Genomic DNA, 16,139 nt, shown 5'->3' with positions numbered 1-16,139 from the left:
CCCCGATGCGGGCAAGCGACGAGCGCCCGGTGTGGGGACGCAAGATCGTGACGATCGGCTTCAGCGGCACCTACACCGACGAGACCGCCCATGGCGAAGGCATCGCGCTCGCCGGCAAGCAGAGCATGCGCTTCAAGGGCAATCTGCGGCTGCTGGTGCCGGATTGATCACACCCGCCCGCTCACCGGGATCAGCGCGCCGGTGATGCCGCTTGCGGCATCGCTTACGAGGAACAGGATCACCTCGGCGAGTTCTTGCGGCGTCACCCATTTGGAGAAGTCTGCTTTCGGCATGTCGGCGCGGTTGGCCTTGGTGTCGATGGTCGAAGGCAGTACCGCATTCACCGTGACCTTGCCCTTCCATTCGTTGGCCAAGGCCTCGGTGAGGCGATGCACTGCGGCTTTCGACGCTGCGTAGGGACCCATGCCAGAGCCGGCCTGAAGTGCGCCCATGGCGCCGATATTGACGATGCGGCCCGCCTTCGAGGTCGCAAGATGTGGCAGCGCCGCGTGAGAGGTATTGAGGGCGGTCAGCACGTTCAGTGCATACATGCGCTGCCACGTCGTGATGTCGCCGTCGGCAACGGTCTCGAAGGCAAAGCCGCCGGCGATGTTGATGAGGGCATCGAGCCTGCCGAAATGTTTGACCGCAGCCTCGACCGCCGTCTTCGCCTGCGCCGCGTCCGACAGATCGACGCCGCCGACCTCGATGCGCTCGGCGGTCGCGGGAAGCTGCGATGGCGCGTGATCGATGCCGGCGACGCGCGCGCCGCGTGACTGCGCGACATCCGCGACCACCTTGCCAAGCGCGCCGAGAGCGCCGGTCACGACAATGACTTTTCCTTGCACGAGACTCTCCGTCGGTTCAATTCGCCTCGACTATTGCGCGCGATGAATTGGACTTGCAATGGCGGCGGCTTCAAGGCTGGGTTATAGTTGCAACTTTAGATCGTGGAGGAGTTTGTTCCATGTCTGACAATTTGCCGACCCTCGAGTTTCCCGCTGCGATCGTTGATTTGAAGTATCCGTTGCAGAATTTCCGGACAGCGTTGGGAGGAAACGGTCCCGTGCGCATCGTGGCGATGGGGTCGTCGTCGACGGCCGGACTCGGCAACGTCGTTGCTTATCCGGCGCGGCTCGAGCTGTATTTGAGAAAGCACTTCAAGGATGATGCCCATCTGGACATCCGGATCGATGTGTCCAACCGGGGCAAGGGTGGTGAGGATGCGCCTCAGGAAGTGGCTCGGTTCAACGACGACATCTTTGCTGACAATCCTTCGCTGGTGCTCTGGCAAGTCGGAACCAACGCTGTATTTCGCAAGGAGCAGTTCGACTTCGATAACGTGGTCGAGAAGATCGTCGAGGGATTGAATCTCCTGCGCGATCGCCCGACCATGGATGTCATACTGATCGATCCGCAATACGTGACGGCAATGCTGTTCGACGACAATGCTGAACTCTCGGAGAAGATGATCGAGGCGATCCGAACCGCGGCGCGAGACGCCAAGGTGAATTTGTTCCAGCGCTGGGCCCTGATGCGGCACTGGCATGTGTACAACAATGCCTCGTTCGAGCAGCTACTTGCCCCGGACGATGAGCTGAAGCTGCACCAGAGCGACTGGAGTACCATGCAGGTCGCCCGAACTCTTCGCTCGGCGATCCTAACGGCGACCGGAACGATACAAAAATGCCCTTGTCTGATTACGACTTGAGATAGCGCTCCTTCAGCGCGGTTCGCTCTGCGGTCCCTAGCTTGAGGCCGTCGCGTAGATAGGTTTCAATGTCGCCATATTCGCGGCCGACGGCTTTGAAAGCCGCGTCGAGATAGGAGGCCTCGACTGAGCCGATCGCGTCGAGGACATCGGCGGGAAGTTCCGAGACGCTCGACACGTCACGCTTGTAGTAGCGGTTGGTCAGAAGATAATCCGCTGCAATGACATCATCAGCCACGCCGAGCGCATGCAGGATCAGCGCGCTGGCAAAGCCGGTGCGGTCCTTGCCGGCCGTGCAATGGATCACGAGCGGCGCGCGGTCTTCGAGGAGATGACCGAACAGCGTGCGAAAGCTATGCGTGTTGTGGCTGACGTAGTTGCGATAGGATCCGCGCATGATCTCCATCGCAATCGGTGCCGTCAGCGTGCCCCTGGCGAGTTCGGCGCGCAGTGAAGCCACCACCGTCGGCTCGATCGGCAGCGAATGCACGGTGATCTCGTTCACCACACAGACGCCGGCTGCGCGTTCCTCCAGCCCGCGGAAGTCGAATGCGCTGCGCACGCCGAGCGCGCGGACGATCGCGATGTCGTCAGCGGTGAGTTGGCCGAGATGGTTGGAGCGGAAGATGTGGCGCCAGCGCGTGGTGCGGCCGTCGGCGGTCGGATAGCCGCCGAGGTCGCGAAAATTGCTGGCGCCGTGCAGGCTGAGGTGTCGGGTGGGGGAGTCTGACATGAGATCAGCTTTTGGTATGTTGCAGGCGGGCTATTAGGGGGCGATCATGAATCGGCACAAGGCCATTGTTTTGGCGATCACCATGCTGGCGGGCGGAATTATCTATGCGCGGCAGGCCGATGCGCAGACGTTCCGTACCTATCGCTGTGTCGATGGTACGCAGTTCATCGTTGGGTTTTATGACGACGACAAGCGCGCCTTCCTGCAGATCGACGGCGAACCCGTCACGCTGGCCAAGCGGCTGACGGTCTCAGGCGCGCGCTATTCGGGCGCGGGGATCACGCTCAGGATCAGCCAGACGGGCACGACCACGGTCAAGCATCTCAAACGGCCGGTCACCGCCTGCGCGGCGATCTGATCCTCCAATCAGCTCCGGAATCAAAAAGGGCCGAAACCTCGTTGTTTCGACCCTTTTTCAAATTGCCGCCGGTCGCTCTTGAGAGCGCGGCGGTACTGAACCAACCGCAGGCATCAGCGATCCCATGTCGGCTTGGCTTCATCGACGGCTTCCTGATGGTACCAGCTTCCACTGCAGATCGTCTCGTTCACGGGGAGCGAGAGATGATCGGCGGGAAGGCGGGTCTCACCGTAGCGGCGCCCCCCGAGAGCCGCGCGGCCCCCGACAGGGAATTGGTAGATCATTGCAGATCCGTGACTCAGTCCATTATTCATCATTGCGGTATCTCCTGAGATCGAAGCGGCTAACCTCCATGGTGCGCCCGACTCGTTCGCTTGTGGTTACTGGACTCTCCATATCGGCCGTGCTTACCCAAATGCAAAGTGCTGAAAAGGAAATCAGTTTTGGCCTAATTTGTAGGCAAACGCTGTGCTGCCTCCTCCGAGGCAGCGGTCGGGTGACCAACGCGTGGGCCATTGCGAAGGTTGCGAGCGCCCGGCAAAGAGTTGGCGAATATTGCTTGACGTTGATGCGCGTTTAATCGGCAACCTCAGGCGGGGGCCGGCTGCACCAGAATCGGGCGTTTTCCGCGGGGTTTTTGCAGTGCAGCTTCACGGAAAGGTGCGCCGCTATGACGCACGCGGTTCTGGCCGTCCGGCCGGTGTCCACCGGCGCCAAGCAGCGGTGGAAAACCTCCTGCGCTGCGGCCTTTTGGCACGTTAAATGCTTGAGACGGGTCGGCCGATGTTGGCCGGGTAAACAATCGTGCGGGGGCCTGAGGCCCCCACCTTTCGCATCATCTACAGAGAGGCTCAATGACCAAGTACAAGCTCGAGTACATCTGGCTCGACGGATACTCGCCGACTCCGAACTTGCGCGGCAAAACTCAGATCAAGGAATTCGCGTCGTTCCCGACGCTCGAGCAGCTTCCGCTCTGGGGCTTCGACGGCTCCTCCACCCAGCAGGCCGAAGGCCACAGCTCCGATTGCGTGCTGAAGCCGGTCGCGGTGTTCCCGGACGGCGCCCGCACCAACGGCGTGCTGGTGATGTGCGAAGTCATGATGCCCGACGGCAAGACGCCGCACTCGACCAACAAGCGCGCCACCATCCTCGACGACGAGGGCGCGTGGTTCGGCTTCGAGCAGGAGTACTTCTTCTACAAGGACGGTCGTCCGCTCGGCTTCCCGGCCTCCGGTTATCCGGCGCCGCAGGGCCCGTACTACACCGGCGTCGGCTATTCGAACGTCGGCGACATCGCCCGCAAGATGGTGGAAGAGCATCTCGATCTCTGCCTGGCGGCCGGTATCAACCACGAAGGCATCAACGCGGAAGTCGCGAAGGGCCAGTGGGAATTCCAGATCTTCGGCAAGGGCTCCAAGAAGGCCGCTGACGAAATGTGGATGGCCCGCTATTTGATGCTGCGCTTGACCGAAAAGTACGGCGTCGACATCGAGTTCCACTGCAAGCCGCTCGGCGACACCGACTGGAACGGCTCCGGCATGCACGCCAACTTCTCGACCGAGTATATGCGCACGGTCGGCGGCAAGGAGTATTTCGAGGCGCTGATGGCGGCGTTCGACAAGAACCTGATGGACCACATCGCCGTCTACGGCCCGGACAACGACAAGCGTCTGACCGGCAAGCACGAGACCGCGCCCTGGAACAAGTTCAGCTACGGCATTGCTGATCGCGGTGCTTCTATCCGCGTTCCGCACTCCTTCGCCAACAATGGCTACAAGGGCTATCTGGAAGACCGCCGTCCGAACTCGCAGGGCGACCCATACCAGATCGCTTCGCAGATCCTGAAGACGATCGCGTCCGTGGCCACCGAGCAGAAGGCGGTCGCCTAAGATCCTCCCGGCCCGGGCTGGTCCGGGTTGGCCTTCAATCCGCCGGAGCTGAAAAGCTCCGGCGGATTTTTTGCATTTTGATGACGGTTGTTCCTGTAGGCTTTGGCGGTGCGAAACTTGTCCATCGCGGCGGAAAGCGGGATAGACTGCACCCGATGCGCGCGGGGCCGGGGACACGGCTGGTGTTTGAAGGCTTCTACAAGGTGAGATTTCAGCTCGGCGACAGTGTCGGCCGGAGCGTGATGCATGCCGGCAACGGCAAGATGCTCGGCGGCAATTCGGCCTTCGCCCATATCGGCAGCTACGAGAAGACCGAAGGCGGCGTCGACATCGTCATCAAGACCGTCCGCCACAATCCCGATCCGAACTATCGCGCCATGGCCGGCACCGATGATGCGACGCTGATCGCGAAGGGCTGGGCTGAGGGCGATCTTTACCGTTTCAAGGGTGAGCTGAAGGAGCTGCCCGGCGTGCCGTTCCAGTCGGCGATGACGCCGATCACGGAAGACGAGGTGCCGATCGCCGACGGTGTTGGCGAGGCCGGGATCGTCGATGGCCTCTATTCGATCCATCTGCGGATGCTCGACGGTGTCGATGGCGGGCTGACCGGCGTGATACTGCTCAACCGGGGCCACATCCTCGGCGGCGATGCCTCGTTCTACTATCTCGGCAGCTACACCGCCGCGAACGGGCGCTGGAAGGGCCAGATTCTCAATCAGGAGCATACGCCGGCCAAGGACGATCCGATCTTCGGCGGCCACGAGGTCGGCATCGGCTTCTCCGGTACTTATGACGCGGAGCGGGCGGTGCTGGAAGCAACGGCGCTGGCGGGCAAGCGCAGCCTGCGCCTGACCGCCGCGCTCAAGCTGATGCACCGCGCCTGATCGTTGACGGGAATTGCACATGGAAAAAATTCGCATGCTCTCGACGCTCGGCCTGATGGGCGCGATGCGCAGCCTGTCTTCCGCGTTCGAGAGCGCAACAGGCATTCATGTCGATGCCGACTTCGCGCCGACCCTGGCACTGCTGAAGCGGTTGCGCGACGGCGAGGCCGCCGATCTCGTGATCCTCACGCGCGAAGGGCTCGACGAAATGATCGGCGAGGGCCGGGTGATCGCAGACACCGCAGCAGATCTGGCGCGTTCCTATGTCGGCATTGCCGTGGGGGCAGGGCAGGCGCATCCGGACATCGCCACTGAGATCGCGCTGCGGAAGACGCTGCTTGCGGCGCGGTCCGTCGCCTATTCGCGGCTCGGCGCGAGCGGCGTGTACTTCGCCCAGCTGATCGTGCGGATGGGGATCGCGGCCGAGATCAACGCCAAGGCCACCATCGTCGAGCAGGGCTTTACCGCGGAGCGGCTCGTCAGCGGCGAGGCTGATCTTGCCGTGCAGCAGATCAGTGAGCTGAAGCAGATCGACGGCATCGATGTGATCGGCCCGATCCCGCACGATTTGCAGATGCCGGCGGTGTTCTCCGCCGGCCGCATGGCGAACGCGAAACAGGCCGAAGCCGCGGACCGGCTGTTGCGCTATCTGGCATCTCCCGAGGTCGTGCCCGTCCTGCGGCAATCGGGACTCGAGCCTTGAAATCGCCGGGGCGCGGACGCAACGTGGCGCGTATGCGAACCTGTCTCTTTGCCATCCTCTTCGCGCTTGCCGTGCCCGGTGCCGCGCATGCGCAGTCGGCCGACCTCGTCCTGTGCGACCGTGTCGCCGCTGATCCCAGCGATCCCGACAAGCCGGCCGACGTGAAGGGCGTGCCGGAGGTTGCTGCCTCCGACGTCGCGACCGCCGTCAAGTTCTGCAAACAGGCCGCAGCATCCTCGCGCCGCGCGATGTTCGCGCTCGGACGTGCCTACGCAGCCAACCGGCAGACGGCGGAGGCGATCGCCGCCTGGCGCAAGGCCGCGGACAAGGGCTCGAGCGCCGCGATGGTCGAGCTTGGCGTGCTCTACGGCACCGGCTCCGGCGGTGTCGCCAAGGACGAGGCGCAGGCGCGAAAGCTGTTCGAGAAGGCGGCGCAGGCGGGCAATCCCCGCGGCGTCAGCAATCTCGCCGCGCTCGGTAGCGCCGGCGGTGCCGCGCCGGCCGATCCCGCGCAGGCGCGAACGCTGCTCGGCAAGGCGGCGGAGACCAACGCCGAGGCGCAGTACCAGCTCGGCCTCATGCTTGCCGACGGCACTGGCGGCGCACAGGACGACGTCGCCGCGCGCGCTCAGTTCGAGAAGGCCGCCGCGCAAAACCATCCCGGCGCGCTGGAGCGGATGGGCGCGTTCGCGCAGGAAGGCCGCGGCGGCCCGAAGGACAAGGACGCCGCGAAAGCCTATTACGAGCGCGCCGCGGCGCTTGGCGACGAGGATGCGAAGAAGGCGCTGGAGCGGCTGCGCTGCCCCTACGCGATCAAGGACAAGCAGGGCAAGCTCGTCACCACGCTGTGCTTCTAGCTGACTACTTCATGTAATAGGCGACGTTGTTGCGGGCGTCGCGATAGGTCGTCTTGAGAAAATCCGGATATTGCCTGGCTGCCTGCGCCACCGCGCGCACCACGCAGTCCCAGAAATCGCCATTCCAGTCGAAATGCTTGAAGGTGGCGTCCTCGAACTTGACGGCGATGATGATGGCCTGCCTGACCGCATCGTCGCTGGCCTGCGGATGCGCGCGCTTGAGGTAGAGGAACATCGGCCCTTCATGGGCATGATCGCGATCTCTGCGGCATTTCGCGCTGATCTGCTCCGGCGTGAGGGTGCGATTGATGCGGACCTCTTCGGCAGTCGGGCGCCCCTCGATCGAATCCAATCGGTAACGCCAGCGCCAGAGTTCGAAGGCGGCATCGAGCAACGGCTGCTTCGCCGCGCTGGCGATGAAGGCTGCGATCTCCTCGTCGGCGGATTGCTCTAACTGGCCCATGCCGGCTTTGTCGTCCCCTTGCGCCGGCGGGTTCGAAGCGAGCCGTCCTGGGCCGGGTAACAAAAAAACGCGAAAACAACCCCATGCACAGTACCCAAGTGACTGACAAGGCGGCCGAATGGCTGAAACGGTGCGCTGCTGATTTTACGAAATCAATTGATCCGTCGGGCAAAACAGGGGCATGATGGCATCATGCAGCGAGTGGCTTTCGCGAATGGCCCTGCGCGGAAAAGCCGGATGGTCTCGGCGCGGCGGCGGTGCTAGGTAACCCGCAATTCTTTCTGATTTTTGCGGGTCGATTGCATTGCTGGACGGACTCTACAAGGTTGAATACGGCATCCACGATGGCTTCGGCCGCAGCATCATGTGCATGCATGACGGCAAGATGCTCGGCGGCAATTCGGCCTTCGCGCATCTTGGAACCTATATTGAGCGCGACGGCGAGATCATCGCCGAGGTGATCACCGAACGGCATAACGATGATCCCCATCACAAGCCGCTGATGGGAGCCGATGTCGCCTCGATCGGTGCACGCGGCCGGCGGATCGGCAACCAGATCCGCCTCGAGGGCAGCGCGGACACCATGCCGGGCGGCAACTTCTGGGCCATCTTCACGCGGCTCGACGACGGGGCGCTGCCGCCTCGCGGCACGATCGGGGAGGGCGGCATCGCCAACGGACTCTATGGGATGAGCCTGCGCGCGCTCGATGGCGTCGATGCCAGCCTCCACGGCGTGATGCTGCTGATCGACGGCCGCATCCTCGGCGGCGACGCCTTCTTCTACTATCTCGGCTCCTATTCGTCGGCGGAGGGCCGCTGGAAGGGCGAGATGCTCAACCAGGAGCACACACCGGCGAAAGGCGACAATCCCGTGTTCGGCGGCTACGAGGTCGGAATCGGCTTCTCGGGCACCTGCACGTCGGATAGCGGCGAGCTCGAGCGCATCGCGCTCGCGGGCAAGCGCAGCCTGCGGCTTGCAGCCTCGCTCAAGCTGATGCGGCGGGCGTAGGGCGTTTCCTCATAGATTCCTCGCGTCCGCTTTGCTGTTAAAAGGCGGCGTTGAAGCCGATATGTCTGGATGTCGGCCTAGGGCCAGAACCGGAAATCCCGACGCCTTCCCGATAAGGGCAAACAGCGTAGCTTGATCTAAGAGCCGCGAGCGGGACGCTGCCATAGTTCGGCTAGCGAAATTTTGCAAAGTACTCCACGCCGAGAATCGTCGAGATAAGGCCCCCGCTGATCAAAATAATCAAACTGCCCGCCGAGCCTAGAAAAAGTATTGTGATAACTAGCTGCCAAGCACTATCTCGTAGCACATCCCACCACGTCCGTTTCGCTGGAAAGTCGAGCAGGACAAAGTGATCTGGTGCGTTTAGATCATAACGCAAACGCACGTTCTCGCATCGGTATCGCCGATCGGATCGAAGTTCGATCCGCCTGAGTGGCCGCGGGTCCACATCGGAGCAGTGGCTTTTCACGTAGTTAAACAGCGCATCAACGTTGGCTTGGTAGGTGGCCTTCTCGAAAGCCCCATGTTCAAAGTACCTGATGGTCGTCTCGTGAGCCTGCCCATCAAGGGACTTGTAGGTAATCTCGTAGTAGTCCGTGAAGCTGGCACCGGCATTCGGGACTACTACGGTTTCACGCCAGTGTGTGACTACCGCAAGAGTGCTGATGCCAGTTGCCTCGATGACACCAGCTTCAGCGGCTTTGCTAAGGCTAAGAGAATAATTCGACCAGGCGACGACCGCCATCGCGACCGGGAAAGCCACTAAGATCGCAATTGCAACGAAATGAAGGATTGCTGCTGAGACCGCTTGGCGAAACTTCTCCACCACATCTACCCACTGGGTGACGGTGTAGTGTCGGCGCGCCAGCGGCTCGCATTCTAGCGCATCGGCCGAATGCATCGGTGTTTCGAGTATTGCACTCCAGATCACGCGGGCCACCCGATCGTCGCTCCAGTAGTCAGGATGAGCATCCCAGATGCGTCCCCACTGATTTGTCGAGATATCCCGAGCGTATGGGATGCCACTGAAGCCAAGCGCCGCTCCCACTTGGTCAAGAGGGCGGTAGCAATTGATCCACCTGAACCTCCCAACCCGCGCTGCAACTTCGGCGGCCGCGGTTGCGATGGATGCCGGGAAGAAAAGTCCAGGGAAGAAGCGCATAAAGAACCGTCGTATGGGGGAGCCTAGTGTGATCAGAGTAATTCGAGCATCTTCATCCCACTCCTCGGACGAGAGGAGAGAGTGGAGTGCAATCACGGTTCCAAGGCTATGGCTTACTATGAACGTCGGTCTTGGTGCTGCGCCCACGGCGAAACGCTCACGAATCACGCCGTTCAAATGCAATTGGATCTTCTCTCTATAGGTGCTGCTGCCGATGTAGCGAAATATATCTAGCAGAACCTTGAGGCTCGGTGCGATGGTCCGCACCGTGATAAATGCGATCGCGAAGACAGCTGTACTCAAGCCGGCCATGAGCCCATAGCTGGCCAGGACTGCACTGCCAAACTCTGACCACGTGAAGCTCCTCGGATCGTTCCAGCGCGAAATGAGTGCCCCCATGACCAGAATGGGAATAAACCCCCGAGCGAGCAAAGAAATGAAGCGCCATCCCTCCCTGCTTGCCAAACTTCGCCACGGAATGAGAAAGAAGCAGGCACCGAGGATCAAGAAAGGTCGCAGGACAAGAAGAAGTGCCCGGCGCAGTTCTACAAAGAGGGGCGTCCATACCCCCAATGCCAGCGTTCGAGCTAGCCCCAAAAGAACGAGGAGAGCCAACGCGCAACACGCTGCAAACAAACTTCCCCCCGCGAAAGCGTGCATGCTAGGGAAATTGGTCCAAAAGAGCGGCTCATTGCTCGTTAACACCGCAAATACCAACAAGAGTGGTGAAATCATGAGAAGCGCAGCTAGCGCGGCTGCGAGCCCCAATTCCGCAAACATCAGCGACAGGGCGGCCAAAACGCGAAGAAAGCGCGCGGGCCAATTGTCGGCATCTAAGCCATCACCGATAGCCGAGGCGTGGGCGAGAGACATGGAGAGGTCTTCCCATGCAGATCCGAGAATCACGCCGCCTCGTGCCGAAGGCTCGACAATCTGATTCCAATTGCATTCGATGACATTTACGATTGCGCTTCCGCTCACCAACGTACGCTTAAGTGTCTCGATCACCGGGCGAGCGAGATCTCCGGCGCCAGGATTCCCAACGCCATGGATGATCAGGACGTCGAAATCGCTGTCGACGACTACCGGGGGATGCTGCGAGGTTGTCATGCCAAGAACGCCGTGAGCCGATACAACAGGGTTCAGCAGTCTCCACAGTCGCCGGGTCGTTTCTTCAGAGCATCACTTGCAACTTTTACGCGCTATCGGAGCGACGGTCTAGGGATGCATCACCTATTGGCTGGGAATCCGACTTTTCTATTCCACCGGTTGCCGCAAGGCTGTGCAGGCACGGTCAGAGCCTAAGCAGTGACGCGAAGGCGACCGGAGTGGCGTCTGAAATCTCGACGGCGGGCGAAAGCCGACGGCAGCTTTGGGTCAAAAGCGCCGTTTTTGCACTCGGCCAGCTACTTCTGATCTACCACCAACATCAGACATGTCACGGCACTGCGCCAACTGGCGCGATCGGCCAGCAGCCGACATTGCCGCTGTGGCATCTGACGGCTGCTAAGGCCGATCGCGGATGTGGCCGCGAGCCCGTAGGATGGGTAGAGCTCTTGCGAACCATCATCGCTTTACAAACACGAAATCGGCGGTATCGCTCGGCTCCACCCAAACGATGAGCTAGGAATCTTTCGTCGAACCTTCATCTCTTCCTGTCCAGGGGGCGGGGCCGAAGGAGGCGACCAATCGGACATTCAAGCGCGGCACGATCCCAGCGTCCGACATCGGCTGCCGCCCGATAGGTGCTTTCCAGAAACGCCATAAGCGTCGCCTCCGGTTCGCTCGACTTCCGCACGACGTCGTAGGCCAGGAGATATTCCCCGAGCTTCTGATCGAAATATGCGCCCGTCGGCAAAATCCGTTCGTCGGCAAAACCGTTCGGAGTGGGATAGGCATAGGAGTAGAAAGCCGCAAAGTCTGTGCCGCCTCCGCCGGGCCAGAAGCCGGCGGATGAGACTTCATCGCTGTAAGCCTCGCGCGTCACTTCGTCCGGTAAACCCGGTACGCCTCCCGGGTGAAGCGGAGCAGGACGTCCGGAGAAGCGCGTCACCGCGAGATCGAAGCTGCCCCAAAAGAGATGGACCGGACTGACCTTTCCGGTGAAGCCCGTCCGAAACCGGTGAAACACACCGTCGATCGCGACTAGGGCTCTGAAGAACCGCGTCACGGCGTCCGCATCATAGGGTCTGATCTGACGGTCGTCCTGGAATGGGATCGGATCGGGGACTTCGTTGGGCCGGCCGTCGAATTCTGGTGTACCGCCGAGACGTTCCACCAACTCACAGAACCGGGCGTGAAATTCGGCAACCGACATTGGCCCGAGCGGCATTTCAATCCGGCGCCCGTCAGCGGCCTCTCCGATCACGACATGACTGGAGAGATCGAAGGTGATCTCGATACCTGATCCGTCTGGAACCAGCGAAGTCGTCAGCCCGCGAGCATTCACGTAGAAAGTCGCGTGCCAGGAATGGTTGACCCACGGCGTCCTCGCGAGCCGATACTTGCCGACAACCTGGCAATACAAATGAAGCGCGGAACAGGTTTCGCCCCATGCCTCGAAAGGGATCTCCGGCCAGATCGCGCTCATAGCGTTTCCTCCCTTGTGTTTGGTGGCACGGACGAGGCGCTGGTGTCGCTTTCACATATGAGCCTTGACGGTAGTAGGCATTTGAGACCGTTCTGCAGCGAAAAACAAAGCTGCAAGTTGGAGACCAACTCAAGGATCAGTGTAGCAAGGGGATTGAGGTCCGGGCATTTTCCCAGGGCTATCTTTGGCTGGGCCGTCGCGCGAAATGCCCGGTTCGGGTCAAAATGCGAAACACTCCCCCTGAGCCCAACAGGTCCGCTGTCACCCTGTTTGCCGATGTCTAGACGGACACGGATTTTCGTCGCTACGGGCCAACACCCGACTCGTGCGGTGCAGCACTGACAGTGGCATAAGTTTCGTCAGTCGTTCTGGTATCCCTTCAGCACGGCGGACATCTGGCCCTTTTCCTTCAGCCATTGTGGCCAGACGTCCGGCAGCTGCGTGACCGGATCATCGGTCAATTGAAGGACGACACGTTTGAGTTCGACGCCCGGTCCAAAGCTGACGGCTATGTCATCCGGCGCGAGCTTCACGTACCTGCGCTCATCATTGATGTCGACGAAGCGAATTAGTTGAGGCAAAGCAATAAATGTCACGTCGCGCGGCCCACTCTGGCGAAGCAACTCCTGAAGCGCGGCATTCTTCTGATTAGAATCAGCCCCCCGCCGGATTTGCGATAGGCCGCGAAGGGCAAACATCCGATATCATCAAACGGACAGAACACTTCCTTTTTGAACTGGGCCCGCTGCGCGGGGGGTCTCGCCGCATCCGAGAAGGTCAGGAAGAGCATGCCCTTCTCGCCGAGGTCAACGGTTGGCGCGTATCCGACAGGTATCGGAAAAGAGTTGAAATGGCTCGGCGACCAGGTGGGCTCAATATTGTAAAGCACCTCAATGACGCTTGATCCGGTCTTGACCTGATCACCGTCCTGCACTTCGACGGTCAGACGGTAGCGCACATGAGTATCGTAAAAATTCAGCCGGAAGAACGCGACCGCAAGGATCACGAGACCCGTCAATATTCCGAGCGCGACGAGGCAGCCTTTCATAGGTCACTCAAGCGTGGAGGCCCGATGACAATCTCGGTCTCCACGAGCCTCACTAGGTTGCAAGAGATTACTGAGTCAACCTCTAGCACGCCGAATGCTCAATTTTGAATGAAGCGGGTGCGACTTCCGGAATAGGTCAAAAGCGGCTGTCGGCCCAACGACGCGTAACGTCGTCTCTCTCCGGATAGCGGAAGTGACGGCGGCTCTTGCGGTGTTCGGCTTAGGGCCAAAATCGGACTCGCCCCAGCAAACCGGAGCTTATTCGATCACCTTGTCGGCGCGGGCCAAAACAGCATTAGGGAAAGTCAAGCCGAGCGACGCGGCTGTTTTTAGATTTAGGGCAAGTTCGAAAACGACCGGCTGCTCAACGGGTATCTCAGCCGGATTGCCCCCCTTGAAAATCTTGTCGATGTAGACGGCCACCTGGCGAAACATGGGCGGGTAACTAGGCGCATAGCTCGCCAGTCCGCCCAAATCAACAAAACCGCTGAATTGATAGACCGCCGGAATTCTTATCTTTGCGGCCAGCGTGATAATTTCTGGTCGAGTGGGGTCAGCAAGAACGAAAAGCGCATCACACTTTTCCAGCCTTATCGTATCAAACGCCTGGTCAAGATCAGCGACCGTTGGTGCTTTCACTCGAACGACAGCGACGTCCAAAATCTTAAACGCAGCCTCTGCCAATTCATATTGCCGCGGATGGGTCGTGTTTGACGAACCTAGTACCGCCACGCGTCTTTCGGCGGGCACGATGCTGTGAAGGAGCTCGATTGCTTTGCCTATGGCATCGCCGTTCATATTAGCAAGGCCCGTAATGTTTCCGCCTGGATGGGCTAAGCTCTTGATGAAGCCCGAGCCAACCGGATCGGTCGCGGGAGCCATCACGATAGGGATGTCCGAGCTCGCCCGTTGGGCGGCCGCTATGGCGGGAGTCGCGATCGCAACTATTATGTCGGGCCTTAGTGCAATTAGCTCCTTCGCGATCGGAAACAAGCGTTCGAAGTGTCCTTCTGCCCCTCTTGTATCGATGAGGAGATTTTTGCCTTCCTCGTAACCGAGTTTACGAAGTTCCGTGCGACAGACGTCCAATAAAGCATGATCCGATGGGGTATTCATTGATCCCGGGTTCATCCAGGCGATGCGCCACACTTTCCCGGTTTGCTGCTGAGCACGCGTGACCAGTGGCCACGCCACCGTCCCGCCGCCCAGCACCAAGATGAACTCGCGCCGCCGCATGCGCTCCCCCTGACGAAAACTACGCTACCACATCATTCGACGTCCGTTGTGGGGCAAAAGCTGCCCTCATTGGCGGCCGTCGATATGGTCCGCTAAGGGCCCAGAAGCCGACATCGCGTTCGCAACGTGTACGTCAGCTTTTCTCTATAGAAGCGGGCTTTACTCGAGTTCTTTGCGAAGTCGGGCATGTATGGGAGGGCCAAGCGGATCGTGCGCGAGCGGCGATGCCTGCGGCGCCAAGATCTCGAATGTTCGTTCCTGGTGTATTGGCGGCGTCGCTAGCAAGCGACGGGCTATGGCCATTAAAGACAGCAACAGGCTGACGGCAGCCATAAAATAGAACAGGCCATCGATGCTGAAGCGCGCCATCACAATTGTGCCGATCAGCGGACCGAGGATCGAGCCAAACCCGCTAACCAATATGAGCTGCCCGCTCACTGCAACAACCTGATCAGCTGGCATTTGGTCGTGTGCGTTGGCGACGCAGACCGGGTAAAGGGTCGACATGAAACCGCCGAGCACGGCGGCGGCCGTCAGGATCACCGGACGAGAGTGTGGTAAATTGACCACCGCGATCGCGGTTGCTGCAAAGCCGAAGCTCAGCATAGATAGCACGACGCGCCGATCGAACCGATCCGACAACCTGCCGATCGGGACCTGGAACGCGAGCCCGCCGAGCACGGTGATCAGCATGAAGATCGCGATCGTCTCGCGTGCGATGTCTTCATCCTGCATCCACGCAGGAACGAGCGAATAGAAACTGGCGCTGACGAGCCCGCTCACCATGCAGCCGGCAACAGCGACAGGCGCCGCACGCGGCAATCGGCCGAACGGCGGAGTTGTGGACGCGGCCGCGCGGGGCGGTTCGGCCCGTGTCGTGCTCACGATGACGAGCGCCACAGCGAACAGGATGGCGATCCCATTGAAGGGTTCCGCCGTTTCAACCTTCGCCCTGCCAATGAGGAGCTGCCCCAGCGCCAGAGCGAGGAACGTGCCCAGCATGTAGACCGAGAATATCCGTCCGCGCTCTGTTGGATCCGCCTTCGCGTTGAGCCAACTCTCTGTGGCGATGAAAAGACCAGAGCAGCCAAAACCGATGATCGCTCGCAGCGTCAACCAAGCCAGGGGCTCCGGCAGCAGCGGCATCGTCGCGGTCGCGGCGACGACCATTCCTGCAAAAGCGGCATAGGCGCGAATGTGTCCGACCCGTCCGATGATCCGTTCGCAGCGCAATGCGCCCAATGTGAAGCCGGCAAAATAGCTGCTGAGCACCAGACCAGATGTGGTCGCCCCGAAGTCCTCCATGGCGACACGCAAGGATATGAATGTGCCGAAGAACCCGTTGGCGAGCTGTATGATGCTCGTCGCGAGTACCAGCACCCCGATCTGCGCTCGCAGCGACTTCGATCGCATGGGCCATCTCCATTGCAACTACTTGATGATTTGCGCAGCTGGCGTGAAAAAACGACGAGCCACTCAGGCGAACTGGCCCCGTC

The 16,139-nt window shown here is 60.5% G+C and carries 18 protein-coding genes; 8 read left to right on the top strand and 10 right to left on the bottom strand.

Going from position 1 to position 16,139, the window contains the following annotated elements:
* The first annotated feature begins 5 nt into the window (after window positions 1–5).
* Window positions 6–167 (top strand): hypothetical protein, encoded by a 162-nt coding sequence (locus ACPPVR_RS24870; RefSeq protein WP_426609210.1) that lies wholly within the window; start codon window positions 6–8, stop codon window positions 165–167.
* Here ACPPVR_RS24870 and ACPPVR_RS24865 read toward each other — a convergent pair whose 3' ends face one another.
* Entirely contained in the window at window positions 168–848 is a 681-nt protein-coding gene (locus ACPPVR_RS24865; RefSeq protein WP_426609209.1) for an SDR family oxidoreductase, read from the bottom strand. It abuts the gene before it with no gap.
* Window positions 849–1,066: 218 nt separating this feature from the next.
* On the opposite strand from ACPPVR_RS24865, the gene ACPPVR_RS24860 reads away from it, so the two are divergent.
* Window positions 1,067–1,711, top strand: coding sequence for an SGNH/GDSL hydrolase family protein (locus tag ACPPVR_RS24860; protein ID WP_426609208.1), 645 nt, complete (start codon window positions 1,067–1,069; stop codon window positions 1,709–1,711).
* Here ACPPVR_RS24860 and ACPPVR_RS24855 read toward each other — a convergent pair.
* Window positions 1,701–2,444, bottom strand: coding sequence for a tyrosine-protein phosphatase (locus ACPPVR_RS24855; protein WP_426609207.1), 744 nt, complete (start codon window positions 2,442–2,444; stop codon window positions 1,701–1,703). The two genes, ACPPVR_RS24860 and ACPPVR_RS24855, sit on opposite strands and share 11 nt — an antisense overlap.
* Before the next feature lie 46 nt (window positions 2,445–2,490).
* Between ACPPVR_RS24855 and ACPPVR_RS24850 the strand changes: the two genes are divergently transcribed.
* Entirely contained in the window at window positions 2,491–2,802 is a 312-nt protein-coding gene (locus ACPPVR_RS24850; RefSeq protein ID WP_426609206.1) for an MliC family protein, read from the top strand.
* Window positions 2,803–2,915: 113 nt separating this feature from the next.
* Here ACPPVR_RS24850 and ACPPVR_RS24845 read toward each other — a convergent pair whose 3' ends face one another.
* Window positions 2,916–3,119 (bottom strand): DUF2735 domain-containing protein, encoded by a 204-nt coding sequence (locus ACPPVR_RS24845; RefSeq protein ID WP_426609205.1) that lies wholly within the window; start codon window positions 3,117–3,119, stop codon window positions 2,916–2,918.
* Between the two features lie 537 nt (window positions 3,120–3,656).
* Here ACPPVR_RS24845 and ACPPVR_RS24840 point away from each other — a divergent pair.
* The 4 genes from ACPPVR_RS24840 to ACPPVR_RS24825 all read left to right on the top strand — a co-directional run bounded on the left by ACPPVR_RS24840 (window position 3,657) and on the right by ACPPVR_RS24825 (window position 7,135).
* Window positions 3,657–4,691, top strand: coding sequence for a glutamine synthetase beta-grasp domain-containing protein (locus tag ACPPVR_RS24840; RefSeq protein ID WP_426609204.1), 1,035 nt, complete (start codon window positions 3,657–3,659; stop codon window positions 4,689–4,691).
* A 182-nt stretch (window positions 4,692–4,873) separates the two neighbouring features.
* A complete protein-coding gene (locus ACPPVR_RS24835; protein ID WP_426616176.1) occupies window positions 4,874–5,575 on the top strand; it encodes a GrlR family regulatory protein in 702 nt (233 codons plus the stop codon).
* Window positions 5,576–5,594: 19 nt separating this feature from the next.
* The gene (locus ACPPVR_RS24830) at window positions 5,595–6,278 is read left to right on the top strand and encodes a substrate-binding domain-containing protein (protein WP_426609203.1); all 684 of its coding nucleotides are present in this window, start codon (window positions 5,595–5,597) and stop codon (window positions 6,276–6,278) included.
* A 32-nt stretch (window positions 6,279–6,310) separates the two neighbouring features.
* Complete coding sequence (locus tag ACPPVR_RS24825; protein ID WP_426609202.1) at window positions 6,311–7,135, top strand: tetratricopeptide repeat protein; 825 nt, start codon at window positions 6,311–6,313, stop codon at window positions 7,133–7,135.
* Between the two features lie 4 nt (window positions 7,136–7,139).
* Here the strand turns inward: ACPPVR_RS24825 and ACPPVR_RS24820 are convergent, their stop codons facing one another.
* Window positions 7,140–7,598: a hypothetical protein gene (locus ACPPVR_RS24820; RefSeq protein ID WP_426609201.1), complete on the bottom strand. Its 459-nt coding sequence runs from the start codon at window positions 7,596–7,598 to the stop codon at window positions 7,140–7,142.
* A gap of 304 nt (window positions 7,599–7,902) precedes the next feature.
* Between ACPPVR_RS24820 and ACPPVR_RS24815 the strand changes: the two genes are divergently transcribed.
* Window positions 7,903–8,607 (top strand): GrlR family regulatory protein, encoded by a 705-nt coding sequence (locus tag ACPPVR_RS24815; RefSeq protein ID WP_426609200.1) that lies wholly within the window; start codon window positions 7,903–7,905, stop codon window positions 8,605–8,607.
* 172 nt (window positions 8,608–8,779) lie between these two features.
* Here ACPPVR_RS24815 and ACPPVR_RS24810 read toward each other — a convergent pair whose 3' ends face one another.
* From ACPPVR_RS24810 to ACPPVR_RS24785, 6 genes are all read right to left on the bottom strand, one after another.
* On the bottom strand, window positions 8,780–10,879 hold the full coding sequence (locus tag ACPPVR_RS24810; protein WP_426609199.1) for a hypothetical protein: 2,100 nt from the start codon (window positions 10,877–10,879) through the stop codon (window positions 8,780–8,782).
* Window positions 10,880–11,414: 535 nt separating this feature from the next.
* Window positions 11,415–12,359 carry a DUF5996 family protein gene (locus tag ACPPVR_RS24805; protein ID WP_426609198.1) on the bottom strand — a complete coding sequence of 315 codons (945 nt, stop codon included), beginning with the start codon at window positions 12,357–12,359 and terminating at the stop codon, window positions 11,415–11,417.
* 359 nt (window positions 12,360–12,718) lie between these two features.
* Window positions 12,719–12,955 (bottom strand): hypothetical protein, encoded by a 237-nt coding sequence (locus ACPPVR_RS24800; RefSeq protein WP_426609197.1) that lies wholly within the window; start codon window positions 12,953–12,955, stop codon window positions 12,719–12,721.
* Window positions 12,952–13,407 (bottom strand): hypothetical protein, encoded by a 456-nt coding sequence (locus ACPPVR_RS24795; protein WP_426609196.1) that lies wholly within the window; start codon window positions 13,405–13,407, stop codon window positions 12,952–12,954. The genes ACPPVR_RS24800 and ACPPVR_RS24795 overlap by 4 nt, the downstream gene beginning before the upstream one ends.
* A gap of 258 nt (window positions 13,408–13,665) precedes the next feature.
* Window positions 13,666–14,643, bottom strand: coding sequence for an ABC transporter substrate-binding protein (locus tag ACPPVR_RS24790; RefSeq protein ID WP_426609195.1), 978 nt, complete (start codon window positions 14,641–14,643; stop codon window positions 13,666–13,668).
* A gap of 159 nt (window positions 14,644–14,802) precedes the next feature.
* On the bottom strand, window positions 14,803–16,056 hold the full coding sequence (locus ACPPVR_RS24785) for an MFS transporter (RefSeq protein ID WP_426609194.1): 1,254 nt from the start codon (window positions 16,054–16,056) through the stop codon (window positions 14,803–14,805).
* Window positions 16,057–16,139 lie beyond the last annotated feature (83 nt).

The organism is Bradyrhizobium sp. McL0616 (assembly GCF_049993385.1).
Lineage (GTDB): Bacteria > Pseudomonadota > Alphaproteobacteria > Rhizobiales > Xanthobacteraceae > Bradyrhizobium.
This window is presented reverse-complemented; position numbering and strand designations above follow the sequence as displayed.